The organism is Rhizobium sp. NXC24 (genome assembly GCF_002944315.1).
GTDB lineage: Bacteria > Pseudomonadota > Alphaproteobacteria > Rhizobiales > Rhizobiaceae > Rhizobium.
Genome location: NZ_CP024311.1, coordinates 3,556,036 through 3,576,089 on the forward strand (window position 1 = coordinate 3,556,036; position 20,054 = coordinate 3,576,089).

Genomic DNA, 20,054 nt, shown 5'->3' on the forward strand with positions numbered 1-20,054 from the left:
ACGGGACTATTGCAATTTTTAGCAATGGCGCTTCATAGTGTCACATGCCTTAATCCATCGACGCCGCATGGTTGCCGACGAGGCGCGCATGAAGACTGGAACTCGCAGCTTATTGGGGGGTGTCAGGAATGCGTGGGGGATTTTCTCAAGGTCTACAATTTTACATCGTGCTCCTGTGCACGATTTCTCTTCAAGCATGCGACGGAAGCAACAACACCTATGTTGCCCCGCCACCGCCCAAGGTGCGCATAGCGTTACCTTTGCAGCACACCGTCACCCGATATTTCGAGCTCACGGGCAACACCGCGGCGATCAATTCCGTCGACATAGAGGCCCGCGTACAGGGCCTCATCGAGTCGATCGACTATCGGGATGGTATGCCGGTCAAGAAGGATACACAGCTCTTCGGCATCCAAAGCAACACGTACGAAGCCCAGGTCGATCAGGCGCAGGCGACACTCGCCTCCGCTCAGGCATCGCAGGTCGGCGCCGATCAGGAATATCAGCGGCAGCTCAATCTGAGCAAGCAGAAGGTTACGACCCAGACGGCCGTCGACAGCGCCAAGGCGACGCTTGATCAGGCGAACGCGACCATCCTAAATGCCCAGGCCAGTCTCGAGCTTGCGAAGATCAATCTCGGATATACGAAGGTGTTGGCGCCCTTTGACGGCACCGTAACCGCCCATCTCGTCGATGTCGGCGCTCTCGTCGGCGTATCCGGCCCGACCAAGCTGGCGACTATCGTCCAGACGGATCCGCTCTACGTCAATTTCAATGTCAGCGAGCCGCAGGTGCTGATGATCAAGCAGGAGATGGCAAAGCAAGGACACACGTTCCGGCAAACCGATCTTCCGACCATTCCCTTTGAAATCGGCCTGCAGGATGCGACCGACTATCCCTTCAAGGGTCATCTCGACTACGCCTCGCCGCAGGTCGATGCATCAACCGGAACACTGTCCGTGCGAGGCATCGTCGACAACAAGGAGCACGCGCTTCTGCCGGGTCTTTTCGTACGTGTGCGCGTGCCTGTCGGGCATGAGGACAAGGCGCTGCTGGTGCGCGACGATGCCATCGGCACCAACCAGCAGGGCAGCTACGTGCTGGTCATCGGAAAAGATGACGCCGTTGAGCAGAAGCTGGTGAAAACCGGCCAGCGCGAAGGGGCTCTGCGCGTCATCGAATCCGGGCTCGACGCCAACGATTGGGTAGTGACGGAAGGCATTCAACAGGCCATCCCCGGCAGCAAGGTCGCGCCGGAGAAAGTCGCGCTGGACGCCGCCGCGACGGCTAGCGCGTCGAACAATGTTGCGCCCGCAATCGATTCAACCAAACCCGATGCACCTAAGTCTGATGCGGCCAAGTCTGATACGGCCAAATCCGACACGCCATGAACTTGCTTTCGTTCCCACGCCAAGATCCGAGGAGGACAGCATGATCTCGCGCTTCTTCATCGAGCGGCCGGTGCTCGCGAATGTTCTGGCGCTTGTCTTCGTCCTCATCGGCGCGGTCGCGCTCTTCCAATTGCCGGTCGCGCAATATCCGAATGTTGTCCCGCCGACGGTACAGGTGACGACGCGTTATCCCGGCGCGAGCGCGAAAACCCTCATCGACACAGTTGCATTGCCGATCGAACAGCAGGTCAACGGCGTGCAGAACATGCTCTACATGCAGTCGACGAGCGCCAGCGACGGCACCTATTCCCTGACGGTGACCTTCGCGATCGGCACCAATCCTGATCAGGCGCAGGTCCTCGTGCAGAACCGTGTCGCCATCGCCATGCCGTCGCTGCCGCAGGCCGTTCAGGAGCAGGGCGTCACGACACAGAAGAAATCGACGTCTATCCTCGAATTTGTCACCCTCACCTCGCCGGACAGCCGGTATGACAGCCTTTTCCTGTCCAATTACGCCGTCATCAACCTGCAGAACGAATTGGCCCGCCTGCCCGGTGTCGGCAATGTCTCGGTATTTGGCGCCGGCCAGTATGCCATGCGCATCTGGATGGATCCGGACCTGCTGCAGGCGCGCGGTCTGACGCCGCAGGACATCATCAATGTCGTACAACAGCAGAGCCAGGAAGTAACGGCCGGTCAGGTGGGCATGCCGCCCGTGCCGCCCGGCCAGAATTTCCAGTATACGCTCAACGTCAGCGGGCGGCTGAACGACGCCGTCGACTTTGAGAACATCATCGTCAAGGTCGATCAGCAGAATGGCGGACGCATCACGCGCATTCGCGACATCGGCCGCGTCGAGCTCGGCGCCCAGACTTACAGCCAGTCCTTCATGCAGAACGGGCGGCCTGCAACCGGCATCGGCATTTTCCAATTGCCGGAAGCCAACGCCATTACCGTCGCGACGGACGTCGCCGCGAAGATGGCGCAACTCTCGAAGAGCTTCCCGCCGGGCCTTGCGTACCAGGTTCCGTTCGACACGACCAAATTCGTGACGGCGTCGATCGACGAGGTCTACGTGACGCTGGTGGAGGCCGGCGTCCTGGTGCTCATCGTGATTCTCGTCTTTCTGCAGGATTGGCGCGCAATGCTCGTGCCGGCGACGACCGTTCCGGTGACGATCATCGGCGCCTTCGCAGCGATGGCGGCGCTCGGTTTCACCGTCAATCTCTCGACGCTGTTTGCCATCGTTCTTGCCATCGGCATCGTCGTCGACGACGCCATCGTCATCGTAGAGGGTGTCACCCGTCACGTCGAGGCAGGAATGCCGGGCAGACTGGCCGCCGAAAAGGCGATGGACGAGCTGTTCGGTCCCGTCATCGGCATCACGCTCGTCCTGATGGCGGTGTTCATCCCGGCAGCCTTCCTCCCCGGTCTGACGGGACAGCTCTACAAGCAATTCGCACTCGTCATTGCGGCGACCGCATTGATCAGCGCCATCAACGCCATGACGCTCAAGCCGACGCAATGTGCACTCTGGCTGCGCCCGCCGGTACCGCCTGAGAGACGCAACTTCTTCTATCGCGGCTTCAATAAGGTCTACGACAGGGCGGAGCATGCCTATGCCAGGCTTATCGGCGGCATGGTTCATCATAGTGGCATCGCGGTCCTAGTTGCCTTGGCATTGATCGGCGTCGCCGTGTGGGGGCTGACACGCCTGCCGACCGCCTTCCTGCCGGTAGAGGATCAGGGCTATGTGCTGGTCAACGCCCAGCTTCCAGATGGCGCCTCCAAGGAGCGGACCGATGCGGTCATGGAACAGGTCGGCAAGATTGCGCAACAGACGCCCGGCGTCGACCAGGTGCTGACCATCAGCGGCATCTCCGTCCTCGACAATAACGCCAGCCTGCCGAATGCCGGCGTCGCTTATGTCGTGCTCAAGGATTGGGGTATCCGCGGCAAGGAAAAGGGACAGGACCTGCTGTCGATCTACGAACATTTGAACGGCGCCCTGCGGGATATATTGGCGGCAAAGACGCTGGTGATCGTGCCTCCACCGATCCAGGGCATCGGCAATGCCAATGGCTTTACCATGCAGGTCGAGATCAGGAACGGGAATTTCGATTATCCGCTGCTGCAGGGTCTGGCCGACACCATCGTCAAGAACGGCAATGCGCAGTCGGCGCTGCAGCGGCTGAGCACATCCTTCCGCGCCGACGTTCCCCAGCTCTCCGTTTCCGTCGACCGCATCAAGGCGGAGACGCTCGGCGTGACCGTCGGACAGGTCTTCTCGGCGCTTTCGGGCTACGTGGGATCAAGCTACGTGACGCAGTTCAACAAATTCGGGCGAACCTTCCAGGTCTACGTGCAGGCATCGCCCGATTTTCGGATTCGCCCCGACGACATCCGCAACCTGAAGGTCAAGGCCGGCGACGGCACCATGGTGCCGCTCGGCACGGTGGTCGATATCACCAGCGAGCAAGGCCCATCCCTCATCAGCCTCTATAACCTCTATCCGACCGCCACGATCGTCGGCGGAGCTTCCAGAGGCTTCAGTTCCGGGCAGGCACTCGATGTCATGGAACAGATAGCCGACCGCACGCTGTCACCCGGAACGGGCTTCGAATGGACGGCTCTGTCCTATCAGGAAAAGATTGTCGGCGGTCAGATCTATTTCATCTTCGCCCTTGCCATGCTTCTCGTCTATTTCGTGCTCGCCGGCCAATATGAAAGCTGGATCCTGCCCTTGGCCGTATTGCTGGCGGTGCCGCTCGCCCTGCTTGGAACGGTGGGAGCGCTAAGCGCTGTGGGCGTCGCCAATAATCTCTACACCCAGATCGGGCTTATCCTGCTGATCGCGCTTGCCTCGAAAAACGCTATTCTCATTGTCGAATACGCGCGGGAGAAACGGGAACAAGGCATGGAAATTCTCGACGCCGCGGTCGAGGCGGCGCGCCTGCGCTTCAGGCCGATCCTGATGACATCCTTCGCCTTTATCCTCGGTGTCGTGCCGCTCGTGCTGGCGACGGGAGCCGGCGCATCCGCCCGCAAGTCGATCGGCATATCCGTCTTCAGCGGGATGATCGCCTCGACTTGCCTCGCCGTACTCTTCGTTCCCTCGTTCTACGTCGTGTTGCAACGCATCGAGGAATATAGAAAACGCCGAACGGTCGCGCAGCCGGTTTCGCAAGCCGCGGACTAAAGCGCATCGCGATCTCTGGGATTCGCTCCTTGCGCTTTAGGTCTTTGATTGTGCGCATGTCGTTATCGCAAAACCGCCGCACACTTTGCGCGACATGCTTTAAGAGCAAGTATGGCGCCCAAGCCATATTCGAGGGCGCCATCCGATCTAAACTCACTTCCTTGCCACGGACGACCAGTTGGCGCGCGGGATTTTGCCCCTATTGCACGACGACCCTGACATAGACGTTGCCGCTCTTGGCATAGTAGCCGGATCCGCAGCGATAGTAATAGCCGCCATAATAGGCCCCATAGACGCAGCCCGCCGGTAGAACGGCGATACCAGCCGTCGTTCCCACGACCACGCGGCGCGTCGTTCTGCGGGCGACGCCCGCATAGGAAAGCGGGGTCAGGGGCCGGCCGATGATGGCACCGGCCGGCGTGGCGAAATCTATCGACAGCGGTATCACCCCGCCCGGCTCGACATTGACATCGGCGAAAAGGAAAGCGCCGGCCAAACCTGCGGCCACCAATAATCTCGGATATCTCATTTGCCTTCTCCCGCATCGGTAGGCGCGGGAAGCTCATCGAGCGACTGGAGTTCGCTAAGATCGACCTTCTTCGCGCTGGTCGGAATATCGATATTGTAGGAAACCTTGGCCACATCGGCGCCGCTCTTGAAGTCGCTGATCTCCAACGTGTATTGCGGTGCCTGACCGACATGCTTGCTGGTGATGACGTAGCGCCGCGGTATCGGTTGCGCTCCGGCCTGTATCCAGATCTGCCAGTCGATTTCAGGCGTGCGGAAGGTGAGATATTCACATTCGACGCCGTCGACGAAAGCGCTGGAAATATGTTTGGCGACAGTCACATCCGACATCATCAGATCGTAGACATTCGTCGACAGCAGGTCTGCACCCGGCGCCTCGACACCGGCACCCACCAGCCGCTCAAGCAGCTCGTCCACAGACCCCTTGGCGTCGATCTTGGCATAGGCGTCGAGGTTCTTGCCATGGACGGTCAGGGTCGAGCCATCGAAGCTCACATCCACATCGGCAAACCCGCCTGTCCTTGTGATCCTGAGCTTGTCGGGACGCGTGAGGCTGGCCGTGCCGGAACTGACGAATTGCAGCTTCTCGAAATCCGGTGTCACTGCCTCGAGCGCGGATTGATAGTGAAACGACATCGTCTTCTGCGCCGCCAGATAATCAGACATGGCTTTCAGAATATCCTTCGCATCATCCGCCAACGCCGCCGTGGGGAAGACGCAGCAGACGCCGACAGAACCGAAAATCAGCAGTCGTTTGAATGTCTGAACGTACGAAATCGATGACATGGCAACACCTTTCGTTCGGGCCATCGTTGATCCACCGAATGTGCAGGCTGCCGGTTGCGGCAGGCCCGTATCGCTCAAGTTCCATGAAATGTCGGTCTTCGACCTCTGAAGACCATGGACCGCGGCTGTTCCGCTGCCCGCCCGCCACAGAATCCGCTCTTTTGATCCCAAACATCCTCTCCGCCTGAAGATGAATTCACCTCAAGCGGGACGCTCTAAGAGAGAGGCAGCATCCTATAACCCGCTGATCAATACCTTCTGGCACGTGGGAGACAGCCGTTGCATGTTGTTCCGCAGGCATGCAATGCCTCTGCCTCCGCCGAGCGGCACGGAACGGCAAAAGGCGCGGAAATCCGGGCCGCACGTCCGACGCAGGACGATCAATTCTTCGCGCGGCGTGAAAGATGGCATTGGCATGCCCGCACCGGGCATCGCCGCCGCGCCGCCGCCTGCTGCCGGCGCCTGGGCGCCACCGGCAGGCGCCGAAGCGCCTCCTCCCAAAGCCGCAACCGCCTGCTGGCAGGATGGGGAAAGAGTCGCACTGTGCTGGCGCAGACAGGCTAGCGCCTGGGAGCCACCCGGCGTCACACCCGAACATTGGGCCATGAAATCGGAACGACAGGCCGATTTGACCGCATTGCGCTGTGCCTGCGTCGGCTGGGACGTTTGCGTTCCGGTCGTCGCTGCGCCGGATTGTGCCGGCGCCGTTGCCGGCGTCTCGGCGGGCGCAACGGCACTAGACTTCTTTTTGGTCGTGTCCACCGCCGATACGGCACTCCGGCAGGCGGGAGAGAGCGTCGCGCTATGCTGTTGCAGGCAGGTCAGCGCTTCGATGCCGCCCGGCGTCACGCCTGAACATTGCGCTATGAAATCGGAGCGGCAGGCCGATTTGATGGCATTGCGTTGCGCATCGGTCGGCTGTTGCGCATGAACCGCGCCGGCAGCAACGCAGAACACGAAAGCGCAAGACGCGACATATGCCGACAGGCGATATTGCCATCCACGCGGGACGGCCGCGAGAAAAGACGCAGATTTGCCCATTGTTTCCCCCACAAAAGAAAAACTTTCGCGTTTGTCGCAGAAACCTGTGGCCGAAGTAACAAGATCGAAAAAGAGATGAAACGGAAGCTACGTGCGGCCGATATGCGGAGGCATCGCGACTACTCCTAAGTTACCATACCAGAGATGTTCGCGAAGAGGTAGTCTAGCAACCCATAATCCTTTGGCGGTAGCTTCGTCCCTTGTTCAAGGAAAGCTTCGAAAGCTATGACAGTTCTTCCCGCTTGCGCCGGCATCAACGGGTTGATGGATAGTCTAGAAACGCCGCAACCCTAAACAAAGGCCGCCCTGCCCCAGCAACCGAGCAGTTGATAGTCATTCGCAAGTATTTTCGGGCAGTTCAGTAGACGAAGCATCTTCAGTGTTCTTGGGAACGGTTGATTACCTCCACCAGTCTTCCCGCCTTCGCCATGTCAAATCGCTCTTGCGACTTTTGCCTGCCGCTTTCCTGTCGCCCTTCAGATGATCCATGTAGCCACCAAGGACACTGTTGATGAAAACATGAGATTTTGCGCGGTTCGAACCCAGCAGCTTAAATCTTGCTTCCCTGTCCTGCTCCATTTGTTGAGCGATCTTCCAAAAGATAAAGCTATCGTGGCTTTCCTTCATCGCCAGAAAATACCCTGATGTATAGATGCGTTCGAAGCGGTCCGCGAAGGTCAATATTTCCCGATGATGCAGGTTGTAACCCACCCAGCCGCATTCGGGATACATTCGACGATTTAAGTAAGCGGCGAGTTGGTCCCCTCTCGGTGCAATTCTGTCGACCAGGCTGCGCGGAACATCCCTATGGGTAACCGTATCCGCATCGAGCCATATCAACTGGTCGGCCGTCGTCCGGTATCGCCGGATCGCATCGGTGACAGCGAAAACCTTGTTGGAAAAGCGTACGGCATCCCACCGGTAATCACGTTGCAAACTGGACCTGGATAAACAAATTCCGTTGGCTAGCGGATTGTCGGCGAAGGCCTGGCGAAATTCGAGCAGGCGCGGGAGAGCTTCACCGTGGTCCAAGATCTGAAGCCTGCGATCTTTCTCCTCAACATCGACGTCCTCTGCGTAGACCAAAAGCCCGATGTCCTCCGGCCAGTGCTTGAGAAAGGTCTCGATGCATCTTTTCCCATAGTCGCGGTAACCCTTCTCGTGAAAAGTTGTCACAACAACATGCCTTAGCTGTTCTTGCCGCCACGGATTTGGGAAAAACATCGGCAATCAGGCTCCGTAACGAATGTTTTTGTCAGTCAGAATTGACTAAAGCGGTGTGAGCGGTGCCCGCTCTGAAAAGAGCCTCGATATCTAGACGATTGCCGACAGTCGGGGATGTCCGAATGTTTCCGCGCAATGACATTTGTGAGAAATCTTGTTTCCAGATCTGGCGATGTGCACCAGGTGAACGACGGCTTCGGCCGGATGCCATGGCGCCGGGCACGGATGCTAGCCCTTCCATCCGGCTCACAACTTTCCTGAACAATGACAAGCCCTCGGCCATCGACGAACGGCGGCGCTCTCGACCTGAAAGCACCTCTGTCTTGGGATTGTGACGGATGAGGTTGTCTGGTTCCCGTCGAGACATCAAGCGAGAAGCTGGTCGAAGCCGCGCAAAAGGAACATCGCTGGGCGCTTGCTCCCGAGGGCCGTGCATGGTTGCGATCCTGCACTTGCCAACAAGCTTGCCCCTATTGTTTGGCCACGCTCGCAAGCCGTGGTGTCTATAAAGCTCCTGCCGGGACGGCAAAACCGCTCAGCTTGGTCAGCCGGCGGCGGCGGCGCCACGATCGCGTAGTGCAGCTTGAGTTTTAGCGGCAGCGCTAGGAATGTTATGTGGGAAGTTGGTTGCGGGGGCACGCAACCAACGATTCCTGCGATTGGTCGAAAGGCCTATCCCAAGGCCAGCGGCTTAGGCTCGTATGCCCAGTTCAAATCCCTCGCGTCCCGCCCGCCGATTGTACGCTATGTGACCTTGTCGACGTGCCGCAGCGTGGTTGCGGGAGCCTCATTGCGCAGAGACTGTATGAAGCTGTCGAGCACAAATCCGTTTTGCGCCCCATTTTCGGACAGGTGTCACGTGATCAACCTCGCGATCAATGCAAGCAGTAGGTAATAGATTGCCGGGACACATTCATGCTTTTGTCAGCAAAAGAGTGCCTACAATTCGCGAGTGTTCCTATCTGAAAACCCGCTCTGGCACTCGAGTAAAGGCCGGCTGGAGAAATTTCTGCGAAAATTTAGATCGGGAGAAATTACGATTCCCGTAGTGCGCGCGGAGACCGCGATGCCACATGGTTCGGCACCGCGCGAAGGCGCGCGGCGCAGGGAACGCTTTCCTGATTTCATGCATGTAGCCTTCGCACGTCGTCGAACAACATGACATCGCCCTGACAACACTATCGCTGCAACTGTCTTACGGCTCAGATAAATGTCCCCACGTCCTAGAGGATCCTACCTTCCTTAACAAACTCGCGCTGGATCGCGGCCTCGAGCCCTTTCAGGTCCATCCGCAGCAACTGTTTGGCGAGCAGGTCGATGGCGCAGAACTGGGTGACGTTGAGGATGCCAGCGCCGGAGAGTTCGTGGCGCGCAGCGATGTAGTGCCAATCGATGTCGTCGGCGATGGCGATCTGCGAGGGAAAGGTCTTCAGCCAGATCTCGTAACGCTCTTCGGGGCGCGGCATCGGGAACTGAATGATGGTCTGCAGCCGGCGCACGAAGGCATCGTCGATATTGGCGCGCTGGTTGGAAGCGAGGATGACCACTCCGTTGTAGGCCTCGATCCGCTGCAACAGGAACGCCACTTCCTGGTTCGCATACTTGTCGTGTGCGTCGCGGATATCGGTGCGCTTACCGAACAGCGCGTCGGCCTCGTCGAAGAACAGGATCCAGTTCTTGTTCTCCGCCTTGTCGAACAGGCGGGAGAGGTTCTTCTCGGTCTCGCCGATGTATTTCGACACGACACGCGACAGATCGATGCGGAACACGTCCTTGCCGGAGTGCTTTCCAAGCAGCATCGCCGTCATCGTCTTGCCAGTGCCCGGCGGCCCGTAGAACAGCGCCCGATAGCCGGGCTTGAGCTTCTTACCCATGCCCCAGTCGTTGAGCAGCGTATCATTGTGCTTGATCCAGCTCTCAATCTCGCGGATCTGCGACAGCGTGCCCTGATGGAGGACGAGATCCTCCCAATCCATCTTCGTCTCGATATATTCGGCCGGGAAATCGGCACCGAAGGAGGGCCGCGTGACCTGGCCGATGGTAATCTCTTCGACGATTTCGGGATCGACAATGAGCCTGCCGCTCATCACGGGTTCGCCTTCGCGCACCGGCTCGAGCCAGAGGATGCGCTTACGGGCAAACCAGTGGTCGCTAGATAGCATGCGCTGGACGGCGAGGCGCCTTTCAAGGTTCTCTCCCGCCAGGACAAAGAGCGCTGTCTCGCCGGTCGGAAGAATGCCGCGATGGCTGGTGCCCTTTACTCCGCCGAACTCCGGAAACTCACCGCCATCGGGCAAGTGCGCGGCGATGAGTTTACTAAGTAGCGCAGGAGCAAGGTGAGGGACCAGCGCGAGAATGAGGAGGCAGAACTCTTCGGGCATGGGTTGGTGGCGACGAATGAACCAAGCCAGCCAGGAGCCGTCATCGTGATAGTCCAACGCATTCGCGTCAAAAATTGGAGCCGCGCCAAAGTGCACGTCTAGTGCTCCGGCGACAACTTCTGCGAGCCAGCCAAGTGCCGATTGCAGATTGGAAGCATTGCTATCCAAGTAGCATCTCCTCATGCATGGGTGAACTATTCGCCAGTACCCCGGAAGTTGACACCGATGTCCTTGGTGTAGGTTTCGCCGCGGCTTCCAAGGCTCAGGTTCAAAGCGTAGGACATGACCTGGTATGTCCCTGCGCTGCTGTTCCACGCTTCGCGGGGCGCTTGACCGGTCTGATTTCCCGAGCCGTTCGTCCAATGGTCTGCAATGGGAGGAAAATGATCTGCCGAGGCCTCGCGGACAGGGACGAGCGCGCGGCCGGATGCCGGGTCTTTTTTCACGAACCCCTTGCCCGCCTCCCGTGCAGGGTCTCCCTCGCTCAGGAATTCGTTGCTGTTGTTCGGATTGCGCAGCGCCGGCAGTTTTTGCTTCACGATGGAATCGCGCATCGACTGGGAGTCCCTGTAGAAGTTCGGACGAATAAATGCACTGCCGCGCTCGCCCGGCCGTAGCTCGAACTTGCCACCGCCGGCCGGAACGGCATGCTTCGAACCGTGGACGAAGTTGGTGCGCTGCCAACCCGCGGCCCCCTCGTTGCGGTACGACTGTTTCTTGACGTTACCGTCCGTCGTGACCGTGGTGAATTGGACCGGAACCTCGACTCCGCCGCGCCGAGCCAGAACACTTGCGCTCGCCGTGACCTGTTCGAATGCGGCTCCAACCTGAATCCAGGAGTTGACCGGAACGGGTGTGACCGGGCCGAGAGGTTCCAGCTTCACCTGCTTGGGGCTACCGGTTTCTTCTTGGCTGGCCGACGCAGTAAAGTGGATGGTCTCGCTCTGTTCCTGTTTTGAGTCGACAACCAAGTTGAGCGTCAGCAATTTGTAGCGGCTCTTGATCGGGCCGAGCTGGTTGCGCACGACTGTCTCGTCGAAATCTTCGGGATTCACGAGTTTCTCCGCATCCGCAATGGCGGCCAGCTTGTCCTTCTTCTTCTGCTCCTCCGTCCGTTCGTCCGGCTTGTCCTTGCTTGAGAACAGCCTCGCAAACAGCGCCTTCGCCTTGCCGACGATCCAGCCGATCACGGCGTCGAGCGCCTTGTCGACGGTGGTGCGGACCTTCTGCACCACCCCCATGATCTTGTCGGTGACCTTGCCGAGGCCGAGGAAGCCGGCGAGGAAGCTGATGGCGAGGGACAAAAGGCCAGCGAGCACGCTTTCGACGCGGTTGGCGGCGGCTGTGATGTTGCCGGCCGCGATGGTGACGATCGAGTCGATAAAGGCGGTCACCACCTGGATGATCTTGGAGATCTTCTGTACGAAGACCATGACGGTGTCGTAGATCGAGATGATCGCCGAGATGAAGCCGGCGCCCGGAATGAACATCGCCAGGATCTTCGGGATGGCCTTTTTGACGATCGAGTCGGTAACGAAGGAGATGATGCCACTGGTCACCTGGTCCTTGAGGTCGGTGAGCTTGCCCTTGATCAGTTCCCATGCCGCCCCGACGCCACCGACGACCAGCGCCTTGACCACGTCAAAGGCGAGTTCCAGCCCCTGCATGATCTTTTCGCCGTTGGGGCCGAGCGCCTTGACGATCTTGCCGCGGATCTGCGCCCAGGTGATGCCGAGAACGCTGAGGGCAAACCTGCCGAGTTCGGGCAGGCTCAATGCCTTGGGAATATAGACGCCTTCGAGCGAGCCGGTGAGCCAGTCGATGAGGCCGGCCTTAAGGTGGGTGCCGATGCGGTCGGCGAAGTTGGTGAAGCCGAGTTTTCCGGCGCGCACCAGGTTGCCGAGGAAGGGCATGGGATTTTTGAGGATGCCCTTGAGTGCGGCGCCGGTCCTCCTGATGTAACCCATGAGACCGGGACTGACGACGTCGAAGATGATCTCGAGCAGGTTCCAGATCGTCGTCAGGCCCCAGGTGACGAACTCGACGGCTATGGTGAGGAAAGCCTTGGCGACTTTGCCGAAGGCACCCGCGACGGTGATGATGTCGACAAAGGTCAGGGACGTGAGGATCGCGACGATCCTGCCGGGAACGGCGCGAACCATGCCCATCAGGCCCGATAGCGCGCCCTGGAACCAGGCCCAGGCGCGCGCGATGGCGTTACCCTTCTTGATGTTCTCCCAGATTTCCTCCTGGCCGATCAGCTTCATGAAGCCGCCGAGCAGGTTTTCGGCCGTGCGTGCCACCGGCTCGGCAGTGACCGGATCCTCGCCGAGGACGGCGCATAGCAGGTCATAACCACGAGTGCCCAGGGCCAGCGCGGCAAGGGGTTTGAGGATCGCGTCCTTGACGAGCTTCAGCAGTTCGGTCGCCGTTGAGGTGGCAAAGCTGATCAGCCGGCCGATCGGCTCGGTGAAGATGCGTTTGGCGCGTTCCCACACGCCGCCGAGATCAAAGATGTCGGTCCAACTGAGGGAATCCATGAAGCCACGCAGGGCCGCGATTATGCCGGCACCGATATTGCCCAGCGTGGCGAGCTGCTGTTCGATCCAGGACGCGGCCTTGTTGATGACACCATGATTGTCGAGCGCCTGGGTGATGAAGGCGCCGCCCGGCATCAGCTCGATGAGCGCTCGCAAAAGGTTCGCGGCATTGCGGTCCGCCGAGCGCATATTGACCGGGTTGAAGCCGATGACCAGCGTCAACAACCGGAAGCCGGGAATGGCGTAGGCCCACTCGGCGAACTTGTCCAAGGCGTCCTGGACGCCAAGGCGCTGCACGGCAGGGGTTGTTGCGGCCGTGCTGACCTGGGGGCTGCGCTGAACCGCGTGCCCCTGCTGGATTGTGTGGGTGAGTTCGTGGGCAAGGAGATGCTGCCCGTCGCTCGCCCCCGGCTGGTACTGGTCGCGCGAAAAGAAGATGTGGTTCTGGTAGGTGAAGGCGCGGGCACTGAGCTGATTGCTGAGGCTCGCCGATTCAGCATCGCGATGGATGCGCACATTGGAGAAGTCGGCGCCGAACCGGGGCTCCATGTGGCCGCGCACGTCGGACGAAAGCGGCTCGCCGCCGGTGGTCTTGTTCTGGATGGCAGATTGCACGTAGCCGGCCACGACAGGGGTCGCGCCGCCGCTGCTGCTGGCGCCGGCCGCCGCGTCACGCTGTAGCTTTTTCTCCTCAGCCGGCGCCTTCTGAAGCTTGCCATCGGGCATTCCTGCGGGCTGGAGCTTGTCGTCCTGCCGGCGTTGAAGTTTTTCCGTGGGCGCGGGCATGCGCATGACGCGGTCTGCCGTCCGGTCGGCTTCCTGCTCGAACTTGTCGCCCGGCGTGTTGACCGTTATCTTCGTCTGCACTGCGGGGGCGGAGCTGTGCCGGCCAAGGAAGCCGCCGCTGTCCTTGCGGGCAATGAACGGCTGGCGCGCTGCCTGGCTTACCGAGGCAGAGGTGGTCGAGGATTTCTCGGCACTGGTCTTGATCGCGCTGGGGGACACCGTTCATCGCCCTTTCAACTCATCCATTCCACCAGGAGAGACCTGCTCATCCACGGCAGGCGAACCACGCTGAGGCCCCAGGGCAACTGGCCGAGGAGGATGTCAAAGTCCAGCGCGTCGACCTGCAGCAGAGTATTGTCGCCACGGCGCGAGAGCTTGCCGGGGCGCACCAGAAAGGTGCCGCGCAGAGCGTCAACGGAAGCGTCGCCAAGTGCGCCCCAATGGCAGATCACGGCCTTAAGCAAAGCGCTACACTCGTCTTCCTCCGCGGCGGTCAGTTCGACAGGAGCATCGGTCGGCTCATCGAGCGGCAAGTTGCAGAGGAGCTTTGGCAGGACCAGCGCATATTCGGGGGGCCGTCGTCCGCCGGCGGCGAGGAAATGCAGCAGGCAGAGCGCCCGACCCGGCTGAACGAGGGCGCCGTCCACCGCAATGCCCAATGCCTCGAACAGGCGCGGCAGGAACGGGTGCAGCAGGATCAGCCCGGCGCATTCGACAAAGATGCCCTCTTCGAGTTCGAGCGATGCGCCCGTCTCCTCGCTCGGGCCGTGCATCGGACGCGGTGCCGTGGCTCGCCCCGGCGTTTCATCGGATCGCGTCCGCAGTCCCACGGCGGCGCGCAGGCCGCGGACGACCGATGCCGGGAGCTGCCGCGGCCCGGGTTCTGCCAACGCATCGTGTACCCATTCGGTGACGGCCTCAGTGGCAGCCGGTCCCCTGCCCGATGCCGCCTCGAGAGCGACGACCTGCCACAGCTCTTCGCCGAATTGTCCAACCATGTCGGACGGAGCCGAAACCTCCTGCATCTCGGCGAGGAGGTTGCGGACAAGGGCGACCGCCTCGGGTGCAGCCGTCCGTAACAGGGCATCGAGGAAGGATGGTGAGAACTGCCGCACCAAACGAGCTCGCATGGCGGGCGCCGTGATCGCCGCCAGCAGGGCGCGGCCGGTCCCCGCCATGGGTGCGATACCGTTCCAGGACGCCGTCATCGCCGCCTCGAGCGACTGTCCATTGGGCAACCGAAACCACCATGGCAGCCTGCCGGTCGTGAGGAAGTGGAGGAACGCCCGGTTGAGGAACTGGACACCCGTCCGACGCTCGATCCCGCCGGCAGCGTCCGTGTCGTCGGCGGTTAGGTGCGACCCGCCACCGATGGCGCCGTGGCGGCGCTGCAGTGCGCCGCCACGGCCCGCGGCGCGGTCGTCGATCTCGCGTCTCAGCGCCTCGGTCACCGCGCCAACGAAATCGCGCTCGAAGGTCTCGGCGGAGAACGATCCGGCGTCGATGAGGAGGCTGTCGATCGACCAGTATTCGTCGGGTGGGGCGATGCGATCGAGCGTCTCCCCGAGCGCCGGACCGAGCCAATCGCGACACAGGCCGGCAACCCGGCGTTGGAGCGCAAAGCCATCCGCTTCACTGACCGGAAGGTTTACCTCGACGATCTGGCGCCGGATGACATGGGGCTGCACGGCCGGCCCGGCACGGATCATGGTGCGTGAGGGACCGGCCATCAGCCCACCTCCACGAAGATCGTTTCGGAAACGTTGCAGCCATCCTTGGTGAACGCCGTAACGGTTATGCGCTTCTGACCGGAAGAAAGGAACGTCGTGTCGAACGGGTTGGAGTGGCCGAGTGCCGGGGCTGCGTCCTGGACCTCCCAGAGATAGCTGAGGCCGGGATCAGGGTCCGCGGTGACAGCTGCCCAAAGCGCAGCACCATTCTGCTTGGTCTCGATGGTCAGCCTGATATCGGGCTCGTTGCAGATTGGCGTGGGACCCGAGACCGGGGGGCACTTGTTCCATGTCATCCCCCCGAACGGCGGTATCCTGATCCATTCCGCGCCGTCGACGATGATCTGGGTGCCCCCATCGTTGCTGTAGATGAACAGCTTCTCTTCCCTGATGGTGCTGTCGCCATTGGGATGTCGGTACTCGATGAGGACATTCATCTTGATCTCGAACGGCAGGCACTCGAAGTGGTCGATCCACAGGGTGCCGAGCCGTCCCGGATCAGCGGCTTCATAGGAGGTTTCAAACCATTGGGGGCCGCCGGGCCGCGACAGATCCGGATTGTTGCCCATCAGCTCGTTGATCTGTTTGAGCCACTTCCTGACCGTTCCCGGGAACCTGCCAGTGGTTAGCTGGCCGGGCGTTGCCTGAAGGAGCGGTTCGATTTCGCCGCCCAGGTCGATGGCGTTGCCCGACTCTGTCCAGACCACGAACGAGAGCTTGGTGAGTTCGTAGTTGAGGTATTTCGTTACGGTACCGGGGTCGGGCATCCACAAGCGGTGACCGCGGCGAATGAAGACGCCGCCACAGGGGAGATCGCAGGGTGGCTCGCACTCGTGGATGACGCCCATGCTGTTGGTGCAGGCCCTGTCGTCGCGGACGTCGATGTTGGCCTGCTTGCCGCTGGGTGTCGGATCGGTGGTGAAGGCGCCACCGGCAAAGAGTGTGCCGTTGACGTCGTAGGGTGGAGTTCCTCCGCCGATGTCGACCGTCGCGGTGTAGGTGCCATCGTCGTTGCAGTGGAATTTCGGAGCGCCGATGCTGATCTGGGTAGCGACCGTGACTGACTGGGCGGCGGCTTCGACCCCGGCGCTGTCGCGCAGCTTCAGACTGTGCTGCCCCACCGCGAGGGAGAGCGGACTGCTCAGGGGCTGGTAGGCGGCGTTGTCGACCTTGATTTGGTAGGGCGCCGTGCCGTCCTGCACCGTGATGGTTACCGGGGCCTTGTCGTTCTGCCCTGTGCAGCCAACTGTCGCCGTGAAGGTCGGTGGCGGGACGACGACGCACTCGTGGGTGAACTCTATCCTGGCCGAGCAGCCGCGGCTGTCGACGACCTCTATCTGGACCGTCGAACCGCTCGGCGCCGGCTTGGTGGTGAAGGTGGTGCCGGTGATGAGGTCGCCGTTGATCCGGAACGGAGCGGTACCGCCCTTGATGGCAACGGTGGAGACGAATTGGTCGCCGCTGCAATCAAAGCCGATTTCCTCTAGAACGAGCACGTCAGCGACGGTGATCTCCTGCTCGGTGGCCTCGGTGCCGTCGGCGTCGCGGACCCTGAGCTTGTGCCTGCCGGGCTGCAGCGACAGCGGGTTGATCAACGGGCTGTATTCCCGGTCGTCGACGGCAACGTCATACGGAGCAACCCCGCCCCTGACTTCGATCGAGACGTTGGCAAACCCTTTGGCGCTCGTACATCCGATGCCGATGGTGAAGACGGGCGGCTCCTTGGGGAGGACGTAGTTGACCGCGAGGCCCTCGCTCGACACCCGGTACGGCAGGTAAAAATCAGCGATGACAACGCCGTTCGGCAGGGCGCTGACGGTCTTGGCGATCAGCTGGGTCGATGTGTCGTCGAGGCCAGGGCGCGTACGATAGCCGCCCAACGGGATCTTGCCGGTCAGCGAGCCGATCAGCAGTTCGACATCGGCGTTTCCCACCAGCGCCTGGTTGCTGCCGATGCGGGTAATGGCCTCAAGCAGTTCATCGCTCGGCGGCGTGCCGATGCCTGACGCGCGCTGGCGCGCGACGACCTCGATATCGGTCGGCTGGCCCCGATCGTCGATCGCGGTCAAGCGATCGGGGGCGTCTTCCCTGGTAGTCTCGGCGAAAATCGCCTCCGCCCTGATCCGGATACCCTCTGGTGTGGTGTCACGCCTGTCATCGCCATGATAAACGACGATGAAGGTACCGCCGAACGGCGCTCCCGCCTTGTGCTGAATTCCGGGATGCTCGGCCAGGAAATTGGTGAGGACCTGGCGCTTGCGCAGTTCGGCGATGCGGCGCAGATACTCGTCACGGAGCGAATTGATCGACTCCAGCCTGCCGCCGAACAGGATTGCCTCACAAAGGTCGACGAACTGCTCGATGGGCGCAAAGCTCTGCAGGTCCGATACGGACGCTTGGACCAGCAGAGACCGGTAAAACCGAATCAGTGCCAGCAGGTCCTGGTACCGGTTGAGAAACGTCGGATGGAGCAGCGCTTCAAGACGGTTGGGAAGCACGTCTGCGACCGAACTGACGTAATATATGATTGCCGCAAGAGCGTGCCTCTGGGCCGAGATGTCGGTGGGGCCGAACAAGTCGCGGAAGAGGAGCTGCAGGGCGGCGATCGTGATCCCGCTCTGATCGATCTCCGCGTAGGGACGCGACTGAAAGTACGTGAGGTTTTTCTCGTACCCCGCTCCGATCGTCTTCTTGGTATACTTGAAGGTGGGCACATACCGTTTTAGCAGCGGCAGCTTCGGGAAGTCGGCGGGGCGCTCTTCCTCTACCTCCGGCGTGGGAACTTCGTAGACCTGCCGCGCCGCTTCGGCGAGCGAGGACAGCAGGTCCTCGCGCAGCGCATCGTAGAGCGCTTCCAGATCCTGGAAGATGGCGCCGTTGCTGCCGAGGTCGACCGGCTGGCTTTCGTCATAGGCGCCGGTGTGGAGGGCAATGATGTCGATGGGCAGCCGGTAGTTCGACTTGAGCGCTATCAGCGTGCTCATTACCGGCAGGTAGGGCTTGCCCAGATGCCCTTCGATGCGCAGGAAATTGTAGGGCTCGAGATCGTAGCGCAACGGATCGAGGACGAAATTGGGCGCCACCGGGCTGTACTCGTCGGACCTGTAGCCGAGGTTCTGGTTGGCCCGGTTATGGCCGCTCTTTTCGCCGTTCCACAGGCGGTAGAGCGGCGGCGTGCCGGTCCCGGCGTAGTAGTAGGGGACGGCCCTGGTGGCGAGCGGCCTGTCGCCCAGTGTGCTTGGCGTGATCCTGATCTGCGGATCGAGGCGGCCTTGCGCATCGACGCTCGGCAAGATCGGGGCACTGGTGAAGCACTCCGTCATTTCGACCAGCCGCGCGAAGAGCCGCAGCAACTCCTCGGTTTCGCCAGAGCAATCGCCAACAGCGGGGGAAACGAGGAAGCGTTGGCGATAGTGGCCGGGCTGGCTCGAGGGGTCGGGATTGACGAGCCCAAGCATCAGGTGACGCGGAAACAATCCCTCGGGTGGGCAGCAGGCGCAGATCAATTCGGCACCCTTCCAGCGGAACTCGTCATAAGCGCGGACGAGATCGTCGAACAGATCGACATAGTATTGCAGGAAATGGACCTGCGCCGGATCGGTGAGCGCGACATCGAGGAAGCCGAAGGTCGCTTCGAAGTTGGCAAACGGATCGGTCGGATGGGCTGGCTTGAGCAGCTGCTCGAAGGCGGTGTAGGCAGCGCTCAGCGCGTCGCCCATGGCGCCGGCGAGACCTGTTGACCGGAAGATGCGGAAGAAGGCCTCGTAGACGTCGTTCGAGGTTACGGGGTTCGAGTTGAGCACGTCGAAGCGGCGCAGACGGATGTCGGGCAGGTTCAGCCGATCGGCGAGCGCCTTGTCGATGTCGGTTGAGGTCAGGCCCTCGCCGAGGCCCTCAGCTGCAGCGATGATCGCATCGAGGTTCTTGCGCTCGATCAACAGCCGCCGGACCGTGGCGGTGATTTCCGAGCCCTTGTCGTCGCAACTGTTCGGGCTGCAGTTTCTCAGACCTTCCTTCTTCAACTCGAGGAACAACACGACCGCCTTGTCGGCCAAAAATTTCATCGGGCTATCGAGCAGGGTGGTGTTGGGCTCGCCGGAAGGGAACAACTCCCAGAGCGGATACCCGGCAAACGGTGGATACTTGACGTCGGTCGGGGTGGTATAGGCGCGGTAGGACACCAGTGAGACGTCTTCGGGTTCAACGATGAGGTAGCCCTCGGAGGTGACGCCGCAGCCCCTCGACAGCAGTATGGCGGGACCGGCCCCGGTGTCGAGTTTGATCTCCAACCCGCAGACGATACCGATACCGATTAGGTGCGACCGCGTCAGCCTGGTCTGCTGATCGAGGTAGTAGAACACATCGTTGAGATGTCGGTTGCTCAGCACCTGGTTGGCTTCGAAGACCGGAAAGTGATCAATCAGGACGTCCATGGCGATCCTCACAGT

Annotated in this window: 10 protein-coding genes; 2 read left to right on the plus strand and 8 right to left on the minus strand. The window is 60.9% G+C overall.

Annotated features, from left to right (window positions below; all coding sequences use genetic code 11):
- Window positions 1-128: 128 nt before the first annotated feature.
- Together NXC24_RS17490 and NXC24_RS17495 are read left to right on the plus strand one after the other, a co-directional pair.
- Window positions 129-1,391: an efflux RND transporter periplasmic adaptor subunit gene (locus NXC24_RS17490; RefSeq protein WP_104824448.1), complete on the plus strand. Its 1,263-nt coding sequence runs from the start codon at window positions 129-131 to the stop codon at window positions 1,389-1,391.
- Between the two features lie 40 nt (window positions 1,392-1,431).
- Entirely contained in the window at window positions 1,432-4,590 is a 3,159-nt protein-coding gene (locus NXC24_RS17495) for a multidrug efflux RND transporter permease subunit (RefSeq protein WP_104824449.1), read from the plus strand.
- A gap of 199 nt (window positions 4,591-4,789) precedes the next feature.
- Here the strand turns inward: NXC24_RS17495 and NXC24_RS17500 are convergent, their stop codons facing one another.
- From NXC24_RS17500 to NXC24_RS17535, 8 genes are all read right to left on the minus strand, one after another.
- Window positions 4,790-5,119: a hypothetical protein gene (locus NXC24_RS17500; RefSeq protein ID WP_104824450.1), complete on the minus strand. Its 330-nt coding sequence runs from the start codon at window positions 5,117-5,119 to the stop codon at window positions 4,790-4,792.
- Window positions 5,116-5,904: a DUF2092 domain-containing protein gene (locus NXC24_RS17505; protein WP_104824451.1), complete on the minus strand. Its 789-nt coding sequence runs from the start codon at window positions 5,902-5,904 to the stop codon at window positions 5,116-5,118. Before NXC24_RS17505 ends, NXC24_RS17500 begins: the two co-directional genes overlap by 4 nt.
- Window positions 5,905-6,138: 234 nt before the next feature.
- Entirely contained in the window at window positions 6,139-6,945 is an 807-nt protein-coding gene (locus NXC24_RS17510) for a cysteine rich repeat-containing protein (protein ID WP_245463901.1), read from the minus strand.
- A 399-nt stretch (window positions 6,946-7,344) separates the two neighbouring features.
- Entirely contained in the window at window positions 7,345-8,169 is an 825-nt protein-coding gene (locus NXC24_RS17515; protein ID WP_104824452.1) for a hypothetical protein, read from the minus strand.
- Window positions 8,170-9,392: 1,223 nt separating this feature from the next.
- Window positions 9,393-10,718: an ATP-binding protein gene (locus NXC24_RS17520; protein WP_199773491.1), complete on the minus strand. Its 1,326-nt coding sequence runs from the start codon at window positions 10,716-10,718 to the stop codon at window positions 9,393-9,395.
- Window positions 10,719-10,744: 26 nt separating this feature from the next.
- Entirely contained in the window at window positions 10,745-14,095 is a 3,351-nt protein-coding gene (locus NXC24_RS17525) for a DUF4157 domain-containing protein (RefSeq protein WP_199773492.1), read from the minus strand.
- A 14-nt stretch (window positions 14,096-14,109) separates the two neighbouring features.
- Entirely contained in the window at window positions 14,110-15,606 is a 1,497-nt protein-coding gene (locus NXC24_RS17530; RefSeq protein WP_104824454.1) for a contractile injection system tape measure protein, read from the minus strand.
- Window positions 15,606-20,039, minus strand: a complete 4,434-nt coding sequence (locus NXC24_RS17535; RefSeq protein WP_104824455.1) for a hypothetical protein — start codon at window positions 20,037-20,039, stop codon at window positions 15,606-15,608. Before NXC24_RS17535 ends, NXC24_RS17530 begins: the two co-directional genes overlap by 1 nt.
- Window positions 20,040-20,054: the final 15 nt, after the last annotated feature.